The following is an 18,400-nucleotide window of genomic DNA, read 5'->3' on the forward strand; positions in this document are numbered from 1 at the left end:
CGTGACCCGAAACGTCAGCACCCCGGTCACCAGCCCCCTGGCCGGGCAGGACGACACGATCGGCAGCGGCGGTTATGCCACGGACATCACGCCCGCGTGGGGGACGAGCCTGCCCGCGTGGTGCGACGCGCTGATCGCGCTGCTGTCCTCGGGACAGATGTGGCCGGAGGCCAGCGAGTCCGGCGAGGCGGCGCTGGCTGTCGCCTTCGAGGACTGGAGCCAGGCGGCGCTGGAGTTCGCGGCGGCCGGGGGCGCGGCGCGTGACCTGATCATGCAGGGGTACTTCGGTTCGGCGGCCGAGGAGTTCAAGAGGCAGGCCGACCAGCTGCTCGCGGCGGGGAAGGGCATCCCGGCCCTCGCCGCGCTGGCGCACGCGTACGCCCTTCAGCACGACAGTTACGCGCGCGAGACGCAGTACGCCAAGTTACTGATCAACGCCGGATTCTGGATCACAGTCTCGTCCATCGCCATCTCCGCGTTCGCGACGGCGGCCAGCGCGGGCGCGTTGACACCGCTGATCGGCAAGTTCGCCGGACGGCTGCGGACGTTCATGGACAAGGTGTTCACCTGGCTGGAACGGGTGGCGAAGGGCAGGTACGCCGGGTCGGCCGCCATCAAGCAGGCGCCGAAGCTGGCCGCGCTGGGCGGACGGCAGGCCGGCAAGGGGCTGCTGGCCAGGGCGGCGGCCAGCCACATGCTCAGGGAGATTCCCGAGGAGATCGGTGAAGGCTTCCTGATGGACTATGTCGCCCAGAAGGAACAGATGGATCGGGGCACCCGTACCCAGTGGGACGGGCAGAAGACCGCCTCCACGATCCTGGGCGACGCCTCGGGCGCGGTGCTCGCGTCGAAGGTGGCCGGGCCGGTGGCCGGGTTCGTCGGGCGGATGCCCGGGATCAGGTCGCTCAACGCCGCCGCCGGCAATGCTCCCGGAGCGCTCAACGCCGTCATGCGCTTTCCCGGCAGGGCGCTGCAGACCGGCCTCACGAACGCGGTGATCTCGACGCCGGCCGGCCTGGTCTCCAACGGCATCGTGTACGGCAAGTGGGACATGCCGACCGCGGAATCGCTGCTCGGCGGCGTCGTGGCGGGCGTGGGGCGGACGAACACGATCAGCCCGTTCAGCGTCGACGTCATGAGCGCGATCATTCACCCGCGCCAGGCCCTCGACACGGCCACCACCGCCGCTCTGGCCAGCGACACGGCCCGCGCCACCGCGCCGCCGCCCACCTCCGCACCGCCCACCTCCGCGCCGCCCGCCTCGGCGCAGCCGGACACACCGGCTGGTCCTGGCGGGCCGGTCGAGGCCAGGGGCTTCCCGGGACAGGATGTGGCCACCCCTCGGGAACGTGCGGAGGTTCCCCGAGGCGTACCGGACACCAAGGTGCCGACGTCCAGACCGGAACCGGCCGGTAGCACGAGGACGTCACACCGCCCGGAACCGGCACAACAGGAACCAGAGCACCGGGAACCGGGACAGCAGCCCCGACAGGAGCCACGACAGCAGGCGGACCCGACGGATCCGGCGGCCACGGCGGACACGCGCGAGCGCGCTGAGCCGCCGGCTCCCGCCGACCCGCCGGCTCCCGCCGATGTGGCGGACCACAGGGAGGCGGGGGACCGCGTCGAGACGGCGGGGCCCGCCGATCGCGCCGAGGCGGCGGACCGAGGGGACGTGGCGGGACCCGCCGACCGCGCCGAGGTAGCGGATCCTACGGCCAGCCCGCAGGCCAGGGAGGCCGAGGCGTCGTCTGTCCCGCCGGACCACATCCCCGCCCACGACGACCCTTCGTTCGACCACGTCCGGGACAACCTCAGCTCCACCCAGACGGACGCCGTTCATCGGGCTGAGCCGACAGCCACGGCGCAGGCGGACATCCCGGGCGGTACCCCGAGCGACGGCCCGCGCACCGCCGAGGACGCCCCCACCCGGCGCCCGCAGGCGAGCGCCGCCGCCCCGGTGACCGGTGGCCGGAGCTTCTTCGACCTCCTGAGCAGCAAGGACGCCGTCCCACCGCAGATGTACGGCCCGGCCGAGGACCGGAGCCAAGGGCGGCCGTATCAGTACGAGACCAGCGGCCCCGACCAGTGGAAGCTGACCGAGGAGGACAACGATCTCATCTTCCGGCGGGACATCGTCCCCGACCTGATGGCGGGCGTGCGCCGGCCGGAGCACCCCCGCATCGTGTTCATCGGCGGCCAGGCCGCGTCGGGCAAGACCACCGCGCAGCAGTCGGCCATGGACGGCATGGGTCCCGACCGCGCCCTCATCGCCGACTTCGAGGGCCTGCTGAAGTACCACCCGAGGTACGCCCAGCTGATGGCCGAGAACGACCGCATCGCCGCCAAACAGGCTGGCGGGGACGCGTACTTCTGGATGAAGAAGGTCATCGCCCTGGCCGCCGAGCTGCGGGTCAACCTCATCCGCGAAGGCGCGATGAACAGCAGCGAGGCCGTCGAGACCGAGGCCGGCCAGTTCCACGCCCTCGGCTACCGCGCCGAGGCCCACGTCATGGCCGTCCCGGCGCCGATCAGCCGCCTGTCGGTGCTCAACCGCTACCAGCAGATGCGCGACCGGGACGGACACGGACGCCTGGTCGCCCAGGACATCCACGACCAGGGGTACGGCGGCATCCCCGACACCATGCGAGCCATCGACCGGGCCAGGTACCTCGAAGCGATCACCCTCCACCAATGGGGCGGCGAGGTCGTGTACCGCAACTCCCTCGACGACGGGGGACACTGGCGCGGCGCGGCCAGAGCCGAGGAGATCCTGCGGGAGGCGCGTGAGCGCCCGTTCACCCAGGAGGAGGCCGACTGGTTCCGCAGGACGTACGCGGACCTCGACGGCAGGCTGCCGGAAGAGCTGCGGGCCCAGCTGCCCGGCATCGCCGACATGGCGGCCGCGCACGGCGTGGACCTCGACCCGGAGGGCCGGGCGGAGCGGCTCCGGGAGCGCTACACGGCCAAGGCGGACGGCGTCCTGCGCGACGAGCAGGTCGAGCAGCGCGAGCGGCTCTGGCAGGAGCACCAGCGCCGGCTGGCCGAGGCGGCGCCCGCCGAGCGCGAACGGCTGAGCCGGGAGCTCGCCGAGGAGTGGAACCGCCTGGTCGAGCAGCACGAGCTCGGCCGGGCCGGGCTGCGCGTGCTCGCGTACTGCACCGAATGGGACCCCCACAAAGGCGGCATCATCGCCGTCAACCGCAAGCTGGTCGAGGGGCTCGCGGAGGCGGGGCACGAGGTGTATGTCCGGGTCGGGCACGAGGTGCCGAGCGGCACGGGCGGCGAGCGGCTGCACGTGATCGGCCCCCGGCAGTACGACCCGGGCCGCAGCGAAATGGACCAGCTGGCGTTCGACGGCGAAGAGCTGCCGCCGGACGTGGACGTCGTCATCGGGCACAGCCGCTACTCCGGCCCGGCGGCCCTGCGGGCGCGTGACCAGCTTTATCCGGACGCGCCGCTCGTGCACGTCCTGCACATGGTGACCGGCGCGCTCGGCCGGATCGCGGACATGGAGGCGCTGGGCCGCGACTTCGAGGGCATCGAGCGGGCGCTCGTCGCCGAGGCCGACATGCTGGCCGGCGTCGGCCCGGTGCTCGCCACGGAGGCGCAGCGGCTCGCGGACTCCAACCCCGGCGATCGCCTGCCTCCCGTCCACGAGCTCCTGCCCGGCGTGCCGTTCGAGCTGCCCCGGCAGCGCCCCTTCCACGGGGAGCGGACCCGTACCATCCTGCTCATCGGCCGCGCCGACGCCGCCCAGAAGGGCGGGCACGAGGCGGCGCTGATGATCCGGGAGCTGCAGAAGGACCTCGACGTCCGGCTGGTCATCCGGGGCGCGGCCCCGGAGACCGTGCCGGAGGTGAAGGAACGGCTGTCGAACGTGGCCGGCCGGGAGGTCGAGATCAAGCCCTTCACGCTGGACCGCGAGGAGATCCTGGCGGACATGCGGAACGCCGATGTGGTGATCATGCCGTCGCGGGGCGAGGGGTTCGGGCTGGTCGGGCTGGAGGCGGCGGGCGCGGCGGTGCCCATCCTGGTGCCCCGGTCGAGCGGCGTCGGCGCCCTGCTCGGCAACCCCGGCCGCTTCCCGCCGGAGCTCACCCGCGCCAGCCTGGTCGAGCAGGGATTCGAGGACAGGGTGCCGGTCGAGCGCTGGACCACGCACCTGAAGGAGATCCTCGGGGACCTGCCCAGGGCGCAGGAGAAGGCCCGCCAGTTGCAGCAACTCCTGCGCGAGGCGAACGCCACGTGGAAGGGCGCCGGAGAGTCCCTGGTGACCGCGGTGCAGGACCTGGCGACCCACGCGGCGGTGCGGCAGGGGCACGCGGCGGCGCCCGACCTGCCGCCGATGTCTGGCGAGGGCTGGGTGAACTGCGCGCAGGGCCACGCCCACTGGGGGCTCTTCGGCGGGGCCGGGCTGCTGGTCCACCACCGCGCCCCCGACGGCGAGACCCACGTACTCATGCAGCAGCGGGATCCGTCCGTCGACCAAGGGGGGACCTGGTCCCTGCCCGGCGGCGCGCGGGACAGCCACGAGTCGGCGGCCGAGGCGGCCCTGCGGGAGACCGTCGAGGAGAGCGACCTGCCGCCCGGCGAGGTCCACGTCGAGGAGGTCGTCAGGGACGACCACGGTGGCTGGTCATACGACACGGTGATCGCCTCCGTCGCCGAGCGGAAACCCGTCGCCGTGAAGGGGAGCGAGTCCGGGGCGATGGCCTGGATCCCGATCTCCAGGGTCACGGAGCTCGACCTGCACCCTGGCTTCGCCGCCAGCTGGCCGCGCGTCCGAGCGGTGCTGGAGGGCGAGTCTCCCGCCCCGGCGGAGAGCGAACCCCTCTATCCGGCGGCGGCCAGGTACGGGTTCGCCGACGCCCCGGCCCTGACCCTGCCCGCCCATCCCGTCACCGGTGCCCGGGTGACCAGGAGAGAGCCGCTCACCCATGGCGACCGCCTGCTGAACCGGGAGCTCGTCACGTTCGACGACGGCACCCAGGTGACCTACGAGCGGTACGCGCGCATGGGCGACGCCACGATCAAGGTGCTCGACTCGCATGTCGGCCGCGCGGTCGGCGCGCGGGTGCCGCTGTCGTACGCGCTCGGCAGCCGGGACGTCTACAGCGACCACATGCCCGGCGAGCAGGCGACCGACCAGTTCTGGCAGCGGGCCACCACCCGTGACGGGGTGTTCCTCGGCCTGTATCACGCGGTGACCGCCAAGCACGGCGTCACCCTCCAGGATCTCGCGCTCGGCCGGGGCGGCGCCCTCCTCGGAGTCGGCGACGGGGCCGCGTCCCACCTGCTGCTCCCCGACGCGGCGAACCCGTTCGTCCGCACGTTCTTCCGCGAGACCGAGCCGCGCGTGTTCAGATGGGTCGACAACCCGATCCCGCCGAACGACATCGCGATCATCAGGCGGCTGCTGGACGGTCTGCGCCCGCTCTTCGAGCGAATGAACCGCCTCCCCCTGCACGAGGCGATCCTCCAGCGCCTCTGGCACGTCGCCGAGCACGCGCGGGGCACCGAGCCGCTGCTGCCCAGGGCGGCGGACCACGCCGTCACGCTGCCCGAGACGGAGCCGGTCGGGCACTACCCGCCGCCTCCGCCGCCCGACTCCCCGGAGCGCACGCACCACCGCCAGGTCGCCGAGGCGCTCCTGACCGGGGACGGCGCGTTCACCGACACCAGCCCCGCCAAGACGCACACCATCAACGCCCTCGCGGGCAGCATGCGGTCCTCGACGCCGGAGCTGGTCCTGGCCGCCGTCGGCCTGCACGTCGGCTCCGACATGGTCAACCGCCTGGGCGACGGCGACTACGTCCTCGCGCCGTTCAACGAGCGGTATCCGTCCATGGGCGCGCGGGTCCTGCACGTCGACGCGCTCGACCCCGCCGACCCGGCACACGCGCCGGACAGGGTGGTACGGATGGACGATCCGTTCGCCGAGACCCTGGTGCGGCGGATCGCGGTGAGCGAGCTCCTCGGGGCCTGGGCGCATCGCAACGCCAACAGCAACGTACGGGTGCTGGCGTTGCAGGAGGTCGTTCAGGAGGAGTTCGGTCTCACGGAGGCGATGTCCTGGCCGATGGACGGCAAGACGCGCAGCGCGGTCGACATGGAGCTCCTGTACAACCGCAAGACGCTGCGCGAGTTCATCCGCCTCCAGTACGAGTTCACCCAGGCGGAGCTGGCCCGGCGCGGCATCGAGGAGGTGATCGCCTACCGGGGGATGGCGTGGCCGGAGGGCGAGCACTCGACGTGGGCCGGGCTGCGTCCGGGGGACATGTTCGAGATGCGGCACCGGCCGCTGGCGAGCTGGTCCGCCGACCGCCAGGTGGTCATGGACTGGCTGGACACCCTCCCCGGCCGCGGCGTGCTCCTGATCGACAGGAAGCCCGCGCGGGACATCATCTCCGTGCCGCTCACGGGGATGGGCTTCTTCGGGCAGCGCGAGTTCGTCTCGCTGCCGGGCGATCGGCTGGCGACCCTGGACCACATCTCCGCGGGGATCAGCGGGTCCTTCGGGGAGGCCGAACCACCGGTGGCCGTCGGCGACCACGGCGGCTGGACCCTGCGGCCGACCCCCGTGACCACGGGCGAACTCGACCTCACCGACCCGCTCAGCCACCGGATCGACCGGGTGCTCAAGGGGCAGGAGCCCTACCCGTCGTGGTGGCCGCACGACGACTCCGGCTACCACGTCACCAAGCGCGATCTCGACTTCCTCGGCATGTCCCCCATGCAGCTCAAGTGGCTCGTCACCCGGCAGGCCCCCATGGGCATGACACCGGAGCGGTATCACCGCTACGCCGGCGAGCTGCTCGACGCGATCGGGCGCGACGGCATCGGACCGGCCGAGGTGGACATCCGGCTCAAGGGGACCGGCGCCGAGTTCTTCGCCGGGCTGCACAAGACGTTCCCGGCCGGGGAGGAACTGGCCGGCAACCCGGAGGCGCTGCGCAGGCTCCGGGAATGGTTCGGCGACGACCCGAACCGCCCGCTGCGCCGCCCGTTCGACTCGATGTACCGGCTCGGCCTGGAGCAGCCGCCCAGCGACTATGACATGGACATCTCCAGCAGCGCGATGGTGCAGGTGGCCCGCTCGCACTGGCCGCCCGGCCGCTATCCGGGCGACTTCATGGGCGGCCACGGCTACATCGACAAGGACAGCCTGATGAGAGCCTTTCCCGCGCTGGCGGCGTGGAAGAATGACTGGGAGACGGCGCTGGGGCGGCCCATATCGCTGGGCCTGTTCGAGTCCAGCGGGCCGTTCGACGGGACGAGCATGGGCTCCGAGCTCTCGTCGCACTTCCGCGACACCGACTGGATCATCCACCGCCCGGCCAACCCGAGAGCCTGGCTGACCACCTGGGGGTCACCCGACACGGTCGGGCCGTCGGCCGACGGCCCGTTGACCGACCGGCCGTCGACTGACGGGCTGTCCACCGACCGGCCGTCCAGTGACGGGCCGTCCAGCGATGGACCGTTCACCGACGGGCCGTCAACCCGACGAGAGGGAGAGTGACGATGCTCTGGCCGGCACTCCGCGTCCTGGCCCACGGGCACCTGGCCGCCGATCAGGTGCGGCAGCTGATCGGCGCCCTGGACCTGGACGAGGTCCCGCGCGCCGAGGGGCCGGGCGAGGAGGCGAGCCTGGCACACCGCACCTTCACCGACGGCGCCGGTGCGCGGCTCGTCCTGGACCTCTCCAGGGTCGGCGAGGCGGGCTGGCTGCTGGCCCTGTTCGCCGACGGGGCGCCGCCGCCGGAGACCGTCGAGAGCCACCGTCGGCTCCTCCGCGACGCCGCCGAACGCCTCGGCCTGACGATCGTCCAGGTCGACCCGCCGCAGACCGCCGACGAGGTCTTCCTGACGCCGACCCCACCGGAGGGCGCGATCGGCGAGTCGTGGGAGCTGCCGTACGACGAGCTGGACCAGCTGTGGCAGCACCTCGGAGTGCGCGATGACGCGCCCCGTGAGGTGAAGAAGGTCAAGCTGGCGGCGATGACCCGGGCCCCCGTCTGGTCCACCGCCCCGGCCCGGCTACGCCGTCAGGCCGCCGACTTCCTGCGCGACTGACGCGCGGCCGGTGAGTGACGCGCCGCGCGACTGACACGCAACGGGTGACTCAGCGGCGGGGTGAGCGCGACCGGCTCACCGGCTGCCGATGAATGTCTGGCCAAGCAGCTCCTGAGACAGGTCCCTTGCCAGGCCCGCGAGCGCCTCCCCGCTGTCGCCCGGCCCGAAGGCGGCGCCGGGGGACAGGCGCGCGGCCAGCTCGTCCAGCAGGTCGGCGATGATCATCGCCTGGAGCTCCGTGACGGTCACGTTGCGAACCGGCTCGCCGGGCTGCCGGTCGTCGAGCCCCCGATCGCCGGCCAGCCGCTGCCGCAGGTCCGCCGCCCGCTGCTCCAGAGTGATGGGCTCTCCAGGACCGTCCCCCTCATAGCGCAGGGACGTCAGGCAGTGCCGGAACGGATCCAGCTGCGACATTCGGGGTTTCGTCCTCTCAGCGGGCGACATGGTCAGGACCGTCATGCTACTCGCGACGGATCACCGGCGGCGGGGCGGGGTTAAGGCCGGCACCGCGCTCACCGCTCCGCCCCGCCGAGCCGCAGCATCACCTTGCCGCTGCCGCTCGCGGGGTCGGCGGCGATGGCGAGCGCCTCGGCAGCCCGGTCGAGGTCGAAGCGGTGGCTGATGATCGGGGAGACGTCGAGGCCGTCCCGCATGGCGCTCAGGGCCTCGTCGATCTCCTCGGCGAAGCGGTAGGAGCCGATCCAGGTGATCTCCCTGGTCACCAGGTCGCCGAGGGCCGCGGAGACGGCCGTGCCGGGCAGGCTGCCGACCTGGACGAGGGCGCCGCCACGGGCGGTCGCCCGCAGGACGGAGCCGAGCGCGGCCGGGCTGCCCGAGGCCTCGAAGACCAGCTCGACGTCCTGGGGGAGCGTCGCGTCCCCGCTGACGTCGACGGTCTCGTCCGCGCCCATGGCCCGGGCGACGGTGAGCGAGGTCGCGGAGATGTCCGAGGCGATGATCGTGCCCGCCCCGCGGTGTTTCGCGGCGGCCACGACCAGTGAGCCGATCGAGCCGGAGCCGTTGACGAGCACGGTCTTCCCGCGCAGGTCCCCGGCGCGATGCACGGCGTGCATCGCCACGGCGAGGGGCTCGGCGAGCGCGCCGCGCTCGGTGTCCACGCCCTCGGGCAGCGGCCGGATCTGATCCGCGCGGACCACCCGGTACTCGCTGAACCCGCCGTCGGTGTGCGGGTCGAAGGCGGCCGACCCGAAGTAGCGGACCCGGGGGTAGAGGTTCGTGCGGCCGGCGAGCCGTTCGGGCAGGCGGCCGTCGCCGACCAGCTCGGCCGGGTGCACGGTGACCGGCTGCCCGACCGTCAGCCCGCTGACGCCCGCGCCGATCCCGGCGATCCGGCCGGCGACCTCGTGCCCGAGCACCAGAGGGTGCTTGAGCACGGCGGTCCCGGACGCCCCGTTCTTCCAGTACGAGATGTCGGAGCCGCAGATCCCGCCCCACTCCATGGCGAGCAGGACCTGCCCTTGCCCCGCCACTGGCTCGGGGCGCTCGTCGATCCGGAGGTCACCGGGACCGTGTACGACGGCCGACTTCATACCGCGTCCTCCAACCGGACCAGGTCGCGCCCGCGAGTCTCAGGGGAGAGGACCGCGGACAGCAGGGTGATGAGCGAGTAGACGACGAGCATCGCCGCGATGGGCCACCAGCTGCCGGTGACGGCGGTGAGGGTGGCCGCCACGACCGGGCCGATGGCGGTGGCCAGGATGCCGCCGATCTCCTTGGCCAGGGCGAGCTGGGTGAAGCGGGTCCGGGAGCCGAACAGCTCGGCCATCGTGACGCTCTCCAGCGAGAACAGGCTCAGGACACCGACGTTCAGCCCGAGGATCATGCCCAGCATCAGGGCCGCCGTGCTGCCAGAGATGATCATCAGCATCGTCGGGAACGCGAACGCGATGGTCAGCAGCGTGACCGCGATGTACATCGGGCGGCGGCCGAAACGGTCGCCGAGCAGGCCGACCACCGGCACGGTGACGAAGCCCACCAACGAGCCGTAGACGATGGCGCTGGTCGGGATCGACCGGTCGACGAGCAGCGTGGCGGCGATGTAGCCGACGAGGAAGGTCTGGACCAGGCCCGAGTTGCCGGCCTGGCCGAACCGCAGGCCCAGGGCCAGGAAGAACGCCTTGCCCTTGCGCTGGCGGAGCCCGGCCTCGAGCACGCCCTCATCCTTCTTCTGGAAGACGGCCTCGGCCTGCGTACGGGACATCGCGACGCCGTCCACGACGTCGGGGCGTTCCTCGAAGACCGGGCTCTCCTTGAGATTGCGGCGTACCCAGACCGCGAAGACCATGAGCACGAAGCTCAGCAGGAACGGCACCCGCCAGCCCCACGTGAGCAGCTGATCCTCACTGAGGACGGCGAGCAGGATCGCCCACAGGCCCGACGCCGCCAGAGTGCCGGTGTTGGTGCCGAGCGACACCAGTGAGGAGACCAGGCCGCGACGCTGTACAGGGGCGTACTCCGCGAGCATGACGGTGGCCCCGGCGATCTCGGCGCCGGCCCCGAAGCCCTGGATGAGCCGCAGGGCGACCAGCAGGATCGGGGCGAGGATGCCGATCACCGCGTAGGTCGGCAGTACGCCGATCAGGGTGGTCGAGGCGCCCATGAGCAGGATGGTGATGATCAGGACCTTCTTGCGGCCGATCCGGTCGCCCATCCGGCCGAAGTAGATGGCGCCGGCGAGCCGGGCGACGTATCCGACGCCGTAGGTGGCCATGGCGGCGATCAGCCCGATGGCCGGGCTGACGTCCGGGAAGAAGATCTTGTTGAAGACGATGGCGGCCGCCAGCGAGTACAGCTGGAAGTCCATGAACTCCATCGCCGTGCCGAGCCAGCCGGACATGGCCGCCCTGACGAGGTCGCGGGTCGTTCTGGTCACGGCGCCCGCGGGCTCCATGTGGGTGCTGTCTGTCATCGTGAACCTGCCATCGTGAACTCCGGATCAGATTTCGACGTGGCCGGCCCGCAGGGCGGGCAGCCGGTCGGCGATGCCGGCGACGAGCGTGCCGTCACCGGCCAGGTCCGCCGCGCCGAGCACGTGAAGCAGGCGGCGGATGGTGTCTTCGTGGTCGGCCGCTTCACGCCAGCAGGCCGCCAGCTGCGCGGCGGCCGGGTCGGTCGTGCCGAACAACTGGCCGGTGGGACCTGTCGTGCCGGACGGCCGTCCGGTGGGATCTGGCGCGCCGGACGGCCGGCCGCCGTCGGCGGGGCGGGTGGCGTTCGCCCAGGCGGCGAGTGCCAGTTCGAGCGCCGGGGTGCCGGCGCGGGCGGCGCGCAGCGAGCGCAGGGCGCCGAACCAGCGTTCCGGGATCTTCCGGGAGCCGTCGGAGCCGATCTGCCGGAGCAGATGCCGAATTTTGCGGTTACGGAACCGTTTGACCAGGTCATCAGTGTAGGCGACCGGGTCGGGACCGCCCTCGGGCAGCGTCGGCGCGACCTCGGCGCTCAGCGCCCGGACCAGCCGCTCACCCCAGCCGGTCTCCAGGACGTCGGCGATCGTCGCGCAGCCGGCCGCCGCGCCGAGATAGGCCAGGGCCGAGTGGGACCCGTTGAGCAACCGCAGCTTGGTGAGCTGGTACGGCACGACGTCGGGGACGAACAGGGCGCCGTCGAGCTCCCATGGCGGCCGGGGCCCGACGAAGGAGTCCTCCAGGACCCACTGCCGGTACGGCTCGCCGACCACCGGCACCTCATCCCACACGCCGAGCGCCGCGCGGGCCGCCTCCCGGTCCGCGTCGGTCGTCGCCGGCACGATGCGGTCGACGATCGTGGAGGGGAAGGCCACCGACGTCGCCATCCAGTCGAGGACGGCCTGCCGGTCCGGCCACGACGAGGCTTCGACGAAGCCGCGTACCACCGTGCCGAGCGCGGCGCCGTTGGCGGCCATGTTGTCGCAGGACATGACGCTGATCGGGGCGCCGCCGGCGCGCATCCGCGCGGCGAGCCCCACGGCGAGCCGGCCGACGACCGTGGTGATGTCCGCGGTCCGCACCGCCGTGAGGTCCGCCGCGATCTCCGGGGCGCCGGTGTCGAGCCCGTCGGCTCCGGGGCGGCGGTAGTGGCCCGCCTCGGTGATCGTCAGGGTCGCCACCGTGACGCCGGGATCGGCGAGCAGCTCGTCGACCCGGTCGGCGTCCTGGCGCATCCCCAGGGCGCTGACGATGGACCCGATCGCGCGGGTGGTGGTGGCCGCGGGGTGGCGCTCGGCCACCGAGTACAGGCAGTCCTGCACGCGCATCGCCTTGACCACCCGCGTCGAGCGTGGGGCCACGGCGACGATCCCCCACGGCTCGCCGCTACGGGCAGCCGCGCTCTCGGTGTAGACCGCCTGGTGGGCCCGGTGGAACGCGCCGAGGCCGAAGTGGACGACCTTCGGGCGCAGTTCCCGGGGATCGACGGCCGGGCGCAGGTCGGGAGCGATCCGGTCGAGCGTGGCGAGGCTCAGCGAGGGCAGGTTCGAGGTCTTCACCAGTCATGCACCGAGCCGTCGAGGCGCCGCGCGACGGGCAGGTAGCGAGCCTCATAGGGGAAGCGCGCGGCCTCCTTCTCGTCGTACTCGACGCCGAGACCGGGCTCCTCCGACGGGTTGAGCATGCCGTCGGCCAGCGTCACCCCGCTGCGGAAGACCTCCGCGGCCTCGTCCGGGTGGCCCATGTACTCCTGGATGCCGAAGTTCGGCACCGAGAGGTCGACGTGCACCGCGGCGGCCAGGGTGATCGGTGAGAGGTCCGTCGCCCCGTGGGAACCGGTTCTGACCTGGTAGAGCGCGGCCAGGTCGAAGATCCGGCGCAGGTGCGTGATCCCGCCGGCGTGGACGACGGTGGTGCGCACGTAGTCGATGAGCTGCTCGGTGATCAGGTGCTGGACGTCCCAGATCGAGGTCAGCGCCTCGCCGACCGCGATCGGCGTCGTCGTGTGCTGACGGATGAGCCGGAACGACTCCTGGTTCTCGGCCGGTGTCGGGTCCTCCATCCAGAACAGCCGGCAGTCCTCCACCCGCTTGCCGAAGCGGGCCGCCTCGATCGGTGTGAGCCGATGGTGGATGTCGTGCAGGAGGTGGAAGCCGAAGCCGAAGCGCTCGCGTACGGCTTCGAGGTAGGTCGGGGCGAACCCGAGATAGGCCTCGGTGTCCCAGGGCTGCTCGTCGGGTAGCGAGTTCGCGGCCGGCTCGTACACCTTGCCCTTGCGGATCCCGTAGGTGCCGCCGACGTCCGGGACGGCGGCCTGGGCGCGGACCGCCTTGTAGCCGAGATCGAGGAACCGCTCGACGTCGTCGAGCAGGGAGGGGACGTCCATGCCGCTGGCGTGCGAGTAGACCATGACGCCGTCACGGGAGCGCCCGCCGAGCAGTTGGTAGACCGGCAGACCGGCGACCTTGCCCTTGATGTCCCAAAGGGCCGTGTCCACGGCCGAGATGGCCGTCATCGTGACCGGGCCGCGGCGCCAGTACGCGCCACGGTAGAGGTACTGCCACATGTCCTCGATCCGCGCCGGGTCCTTGCCGATCAGCAGCGGTACGAGGTGCTCCTGCAGGTAGCTCGCGACGGCCAGTTCGCGACCGTTCAGCGTGGCGTCGCCGAGACCTGTCACACCGTCCGAGGTCGTGATGCGCAAGGTGACGAAGGTCCGCCCCGGGGAGGCCACGAACACCTCGGCGCGCTCGATCTTGCTCACAGGTCCACTCCTTCGGACGATCTCCGACGCTCTGTAGTCGAGCAGTACTGATATACAAGCATCTGTCGCACAGATGCGCAATACTAGTTGTGCGATGACCGGGTAGGGTGAGCGTGTGGCCGGATCGAACCAGCGGCGGACCAGTCGTCGCACTGTTTATGAGGCCCTGCGCCGTAAGGTCCTGACCCTTGAGCTCCCGCCGGGGACGGCCCTGTCCGAGAACGAGCTCGCGGCCGCGCTCAAGGTGAGCCGCACGCCGGTCCGGGAGAGCCTGATCCTGCTGTCCGAAGAGGGCCTGGTCCAGATCTTTCCCCAGGTCGGCTCGTTCGTCTCCCGTGTCGACCCGGCCAGGGTGGCCGACGCGCAGTTCCTGCGTGAGGCCGTGGAGCTGGCCTCACTCGACGACCTGCCCGCCGAGCTCGACCCCGACCTGATCGAGGAGCTGCGGCAGAACCTCAGGGATCAGCAGCGGCCCGACCTCGACATCGAGGGGTTCTTCGCCCTCGACGAGGCCTTCCACCAGGGTCTGCTGCGGCTGAGCGGGCACGGCAGCGCCTGGACGACCGTGGCTTCGGCCAAGGGGCATCTCGACCGCGCGCGCCGGCTCGGCCTCCATGTGACCTCCCCGACGAGCTTCGCCGCCCAGCACGTCGAGATCCTCGACGCGGTGGTCCGCGGCGATGTGGTGCTGGCCCGCACGGCCATGCGCACCCACCTGAGGGCGGTCTTCAACGACGTCGAGCGCATCCGGGAGCACTCGCCGGAGCTGTTCGCCACGGACTCCGGCTCGGCTCCGGTCCGCCGCAACGTCGTCGTCTGGGAGTAACGGGATGTGTGCTTGAGTCTCCACTAAGGGGAGGCACAAGGGTGGAAGGCATGGACGGCGACACGCTCTACTCGATCGGCGAACTGGCGCGGCGGACCGGCCTGACGGTCAAGGCCATCCGGTTCTACTCCGACCGCGGGATCGTGCCGCCGACCGGCCGAAGCCCGGCCGGCTACCGCCGCTACGACGTCGACGCCCTCGCCCGCCTCGAACTGGTGCGGACGCTGCGCGACCTGGGGCTGGACCTGCCCACGATCCGGAAGGTCGTGGACCGGGAGGTCTCGCTCGCCGAGGTCGCCGCGGCGCACGCCGACGCGCTGGCGGTGCAGATCCGCACGCTGCGGCTGCGGCGCGCGGTGCTGACGGCGGTGGCCAGGCGCGGGTCCACCCCTGAGGAGACGGATCTCATGCACAAGCTGGCCAAGCTCTCCGAGGACGAACGCCGCCGGTTGATCGGCGACTTCCTCGACACCGCCTTCGGCGGCCTGGACGCCCACCCCGGGTTCGCGGGAATCATGCGCTCGATGACCCCCGAACTGCCCGACAATCCCGAACTCGAGCAGGTCGAGGCGTGGGTGGAGCTCGCCGAGCTGTCCCAGGACCCGGACTTCCGGGCCGGCGTGCGGCACCTGGCCGAGCAGTACGCGGCCGAGCGGGCCCAGAGCGACACCGCGCTCCCGCGCCGCGACTCCGCCGCGATGGTCCGCGACGAGGCGGGCCCGGCCCTGGCGGCCGGCATCGACCCCGCCTCGCCCCGGGCCGAGGCGGTCGTGGCGGCGGTCACGGCCCGATACGCGGACGTCTACGACTGCCCCGACGACGCCGATCTCCGGCGCCGCCTGCTGGTACGGCTGGAGAGCGCGAACTACCCGAGCTGGGAGCGCTACCTGCGGCTGCTCGCGGTGATCAACGGCTGGCCCGCCCCGGAGAGCCTGGCGCCGGTGCTCGACTGGTTCATCCGCGCCCTGCGGGCCAGCGGCACGCATAGTGCCAGTTCAGAGGGGAAAGAGGGACGCATGTAGCCATTGATGGGGGCGTCATGGTCTCTTCGCAAGGTGTCTTCAGGCGCAAACCGGTGGAGCAGATCGCCACCGAGCACGAGGGGGAGCTGTCCAGGTCGCTCGGTCTGTGGCAGCTCACCGCCATCGGAGTGGGCGGCATCATCGGCGCGGGAATCTTCGCCCTGGCCGGCGCGGTCGCCAACCAGACGGCGGGGCCGGCGGTGCTGGTGTCCTTCCTCATCGCGGGGGTGGCCAGCGCCGCCGCCGCGTTCTCCTACGCCGAGTTCGCGGGCATGATCCCGAAGTCGGGCTCCGCCTACACCTACGGGTACGCGGTCCTGGGAGAGATCGTCGGCTGGTTCATCGGCTGGGACCTGCTGCTGGAGTACACCGCCATCGTCGCGGTCGTCGCCATCGGCATCTCGGGCTACTTCGGCTTCCTCGTCCAGCAACTCGGCTTCACGCTGCCCGCCTGGATGCTCGGCGCGCCCGGCACCGGCACCGGGCACGTGGTGGACCTGTTCGCGGTCCTGTTGTGCCTGCTCATCGCGTACCTGCTGAACCTCGGCATCCGCGCCGCCGCCAGGTTCGAGACGTGGGTGGTGGCCATCAAGATCGCCGTGGTGCTGCTGGTGATCGTGGTCGGGTTCTTCTACATCAAGCCCGCCAACTACACGCCGTTCTTCCCGTTCGGGATCAGCGGCGCGATCACCGGGGCCGCCACCGTGTTCTTCGCGGTGTTCGGCTATGACGCGATGAGCACCGCGGCCGAGGAGTCGCGGGACGCCCGGCGGCACATGCCAAGGGCGATCATCTACTCGCTGACCATCTCGATGATCCTGTACGTGCTGGCCACGCTCGTGCTCACCGGCATGCAGAACTACCGCGACATCGACCCAGAGAGCGGCTTCGCCACGGCGTTCGCCTCCGTCGGGCTGTCCGGGCTGGCCTCGCTGATCGCGGCCGGCGCCGTGGTGGGCATCCTCACGGTCATGTTCACCTTCATGCTCGGTGTCACCCGGGTCTGGTTCTCGATGAGCCGTGACGGGCTGCTGCCGCAGTGGTTCGCCAAGCTGCACCCGGTACGCCGGGTGCCTACGAGGGTCACGTGGATCGTGGGGGTCGCGTCAGGAGTGATCGCCGGGTTCCTGCCCATCCGGGAGGCCGCCGAGCTGACGAACATCGGGATCCTGCTGGCGTTCGTGGTCGTGTGCGTGGCGGTGATCGTGCTCCGCTACCGGCAGCCCGAGCTGCCGCGCACGTTCCGCACACCGGGCATGCCGGTGGTGCCGGCCCTCGGCGCGCTCTTCTCGATCTGGCTGATCACGTTCCTGGACCCGCTGACGTGGCTGCGGTTCGCCGTATGGTTCGTGCTGGGGCTGATCATCTACTTCAGCTACAGCCGCCGGCACTCTCAGCTGGCCTGACGCTCCCGAGGGGTGAGGCCGCGCGGGTGGCGTGTGGATAACCTCTCGATCGCTAACTATGTGCATTAGCCTAACCACCGTGAGTAACAGAGCCGCTGTCGGCACCCCCCTCTTTCGCCGTACGATCGCCCGCGTTCTGCGTCGCATCGGGCGGCGCGGCGCCTCCCTGGCGTTCGTCGGTCTGCTGAGCATGGCCATCGCCGCGTCCCTCGCGTTCGTGCCGGCCGACCAGCGGGTCGCCCCCGGATACGCCATGCTGGCCTCCATCGCCCCCTTGACCGTCTGGGCGCTGGTCTGGTGCGCGACCGGCGCTCTGTGCCTGGTGCAGATGTTCATGCGCTCGGACCGGGTGGCCTTCGCCGCCGCTACCGCGCTGCTCATGATGTACGGCCTGGTCTACCTGCTTTCGACGTTCACCGGCGTCAACCCGCGGGGGTGGGTCGGCGGCGCGGTCTGGCTGGCCTTCGGCGGCTGGATCGCGCTGATCGCCACCTGGCCTGAGGCCGTCGTGGTGAGCCGCTTCCCGGGCGGCCGGGCCGACTCGGCGGCCGTCATCGTCGCCGACGGCGCCGGTGTCATCCAGTCGTGGAATCCCCAGGCCGCGACCCTGTTCGGCTGGACCATCGACGAGGCGGTCGGGCGGTCGCTGACGATCCTGATGCCGCCCCGATTCCGCGGCCAGCACGCCGCCGGCCTGGCCCGGGTCGGCTCCACCGGCCGCTCCGAGCTGGCCGGGCGGGACATCCCGCTGGTCGGCCTGCACCGCGACGGCAGCGAATTCGCCATCGCCCTGACCGTCAACGCCTGGCACAGCGATGACGGCGTCACCTATACCGGCGTGGTGCGGCCAGTCGGAGGCGGCAGTGTCCAACCTGAGTAACATCCTCATCCAGCTCTCCGTCGGCATCGTCCCGCTCGGCGTGGCCTACCTCGCCTTCCGCTCGGCCACCGACGCCAACAAGAAGACGCAGCAGACGGCGCTGATGCAGGCCGAACGCCACGCCGAGCTCGAACGCTCCAAGGTGGACGCCGACGCCTTCGTCCGCGCCAAAACGATCTACGAAGACGCGTTGACCCAGATGGAGAAGCAGGTGGCCCGCTTGCAGGGCCAAGCCGCCCAGGTCAGCGCCGACCTGGTCAGCGAGCAGACCAGCGCGGCCGCGATGCGCGAGCAGATCAGCCAGTTCCAGGCCCAGATCCGCGCCCTCGAACGTACCGTGATCGCGCTGCGCGCCCAGCTCATCGCGGCGGGACTCTCTCCCGTGGCCATCTCCGAGACCACCGGCCCGTTCATGATCGGACATCCGCCGCGCCCCCGAACGGCGGAATGAGGCGGGTCTGTCATCACTTCGCGGGAGGTCGCTAAGATCGGCGCCACCTCG

12 protein-coding genes are annotated in these 18,400 nt (G+C 71.5%); 7 read left to right on the top strand and 5 right to left on the bottom strand.

Translation table 11 applies throughout. From position 1 onward, the window contains the following. Position 1 precedes the first annotated feature (1 nt). A complete protein-coding gene (locus AB0L53_RS15540) occupies positions 2–7,522 on the top strand; it encodes a zeta toxin family protein (protein ID WP_363993505.1) in 7,521 nt (2,506 codons plus the stop codon). A gap of 2 nt (positions 7,523–7,524) precedes the next feature. Continuing rightward, entirely contained in the window at positions 7,525–8,076 is a 552-nt protein-coding gene (locus AB0L53_RS15545; protein ID WP_363993507.1) for a hypothetical protein, read from the top strand. Positions 8,077–8,151: 75 nt separating this feature from the next. Here AB0L53_RS15545 and AB0L53_RS15550 read toward each other — a convergent pair whose 3' ends face one another. The 5 genes from AB0L53_RS15550 to manD form a co-directional block, all read right to left on the bottom strand. Continuing rightward, complete coding sequence (locus tag AB0L53_RS15550; RefSeq protein ID WP_363993509.1) at positions 8,152–8,490, bottom strand: hypothetical protein; 339 nt, start codon at positions 8,488–8,490, stop codon at positions 8,152–8,154. 98 nt (positions 8,491–8,588) lie between these two features. Beyond that, positions 8,589–9,626, bottom strand: a complete 1,038-nt coding sequence (locus AB0L53_RS15555; protein WP_363993511.1) for an L-idonate 5-dehydrogenase — start codon at positions 9,624–9,626, stop codon at positions 8,589–8,591. Continuing rightward, positions 9,623–11,005 carry an MFS transporter gene (locus AB0L53_RS15560; RefSeq protein ID WP_363993513.1) on the bottom strand — a complete coding sequence of 461 codons (1,383 nt, stop codon included), beginning with the start codon at positions 11,003–11,005 and terminating at the stop codon, positions 9,623–9,625. The genes AB0L53_RS15555 and AB0L53_RS15560 overlap by 4 nt, the downstream gene beginning before the upstream one ends. A 27-nt stretch (positions 11,006–11,032) precedes the next feature. Next, positions 11,033–12,559, bottom strand: a complete 1,527-nt coding sequence (locus tag AB0L53_RS15565; RefSeq protein ID WP_363993515.1) for a mannitol dehydrogenase family protein — start codon at positions 12,557–12,559, stop codon at positions 11,033–11,035. Beyond that, positions 12,556–13,764, bottom strand: coding sequence for a D-mannonate dehydratase ManD (gene manD, locus AB0L53_RS15570; protein ID WP_363993517.1), 1,209 nt, complete (start codon positions 13,762–13,764; stop codon positions 12,556–12,558). Before manD ends, AB0L53_RS15565 begins: the two co-directional genes overlap by 4 nt. Positions 13,765–13,879: 115 nt before the next feature. On the opposite strand from manD, the gene AB0L53_RS15575 reads away from it, so the two are divergent. The 5 genes from AB0L53_RS15575 (at position 13,880) to AB0L53_RS15595 (ending at position 18,349) form a co-directional block, all read left to right on the top strand. After that, the gene (locus AB0L53_RS15575) at positions 13,880–14,590 is read left to right on the top strand and encodes a GntR family transcriptional regulator (RefSeq protein ID WP_363993519.1); all 711 of its coding nucleotides are present in this window, start codon (positions 13,880–13,882) and stop codon (positions 14,588–14,590) included. 50 nt (positions 14,591–14,640) lie between these two features. Continuing rightward, the gene (locus AB0L53_RS15580) at positions 14,641–15,612 is read left to right on the top strand and encodes a MerR family transcriptional regulator (RefSeq protein WP_363993521.1); all 972 of its coding nucleotides are present in this window, start codon (positions 14,641–14,643) and stop codon (positions 15,610–15,612) included. Between the two features lie 17 nt (positions 15,613–15,629). Beyond that, positions 15,630–17,018, top strand: coding sequence for an amino acid permease (locus AB0L53_RS15585; protein ID WP_363993523.1), 1,389 nt, complete (start codon positions 15,630–15,632; stop codon positions 17,016–17,018). Positions 17,019–17,097: 79 nt separating this feature from the next. Next, positions 17,098–17,898 carry a PAS domain S-box protein gene (locus AB0L53_RS15590; protein WP_363993525.1) on the top strand — a complete coding sequence of 267 codons (801 nt, stop codon included), beginning with the start codon at positions 17,098–17,100 and terminating at the stop codon, positions 17,896–17,898. Continuing rightward, on the top strand, positions 17,882–18,349 hold the full coding sequence (locus AB0L53_RS15595; protein WP_363993527.1) for a hypothetical protein: 468 nt from the start codon (positions 17,882–17,884) through the stop codon (positions 18,347–18,349). Before AB0L53_RS15590 ends, AB0L53_RS15595 begins: the two co-directional genes overlap by 17 nt. Positions 18,350–18,400: the final 51 nt, after the last annotated feature.

This window comes from Nonomuraea sp. NPDC052129, from assembly GCF_040680095.1.
In the GTDB taxonomy this organism is placed as follows: Bacteria; Actinomycetota; Actinomycetes; order Streptosporangiales; family Streptosporangiaceae; genus Nonomuraea.

Coding starts and splice junctions, on each gene's coding strand:
- AB0L53_RS15585 (WP_363993523.1), top strand. CDS start 15,630: ATGGTCTCTTCGCAAGGTGTCTTCAGGCGCAAACCGGTGGAGCAGATC.
- AB0L53_RS15555 (WP_363993511.1), bottom strand. CDS start 9,626: ATGAAGTCGGCCGTCGTACACGGTCCCGGTGACCTCCGGATCGACGAG.
- AB0L53_RS15545 (WP_363993507.1), top strand. CDS start 7,525: ATGCTCTGGCCGGCACTCCGCGTCCTGGCCCACGGGCACCTGGCCGCC.
- AB0L53_RS15550 (WP_363993509.1), bottom strand. CDS start 8,490: ATGTCGCAGCTGGATCCGTTCCGGCACTGCCTGACGTCCCTGCGCTAT.
- AB0L53_RS15560 (WP_363993513.1), bottom strand. CDS start 11,005: ATGACAGACAGCACCCACATGGAGCCCGCGGGCGCCGTGACCAGAACG.
- AB0L53_RS15580 (WP_363993521.1), top strand. CDS start 14,641: ATGGACGGCGACACGCTCTACTCGATCGGCGAACTGGCGCGGCGGACC.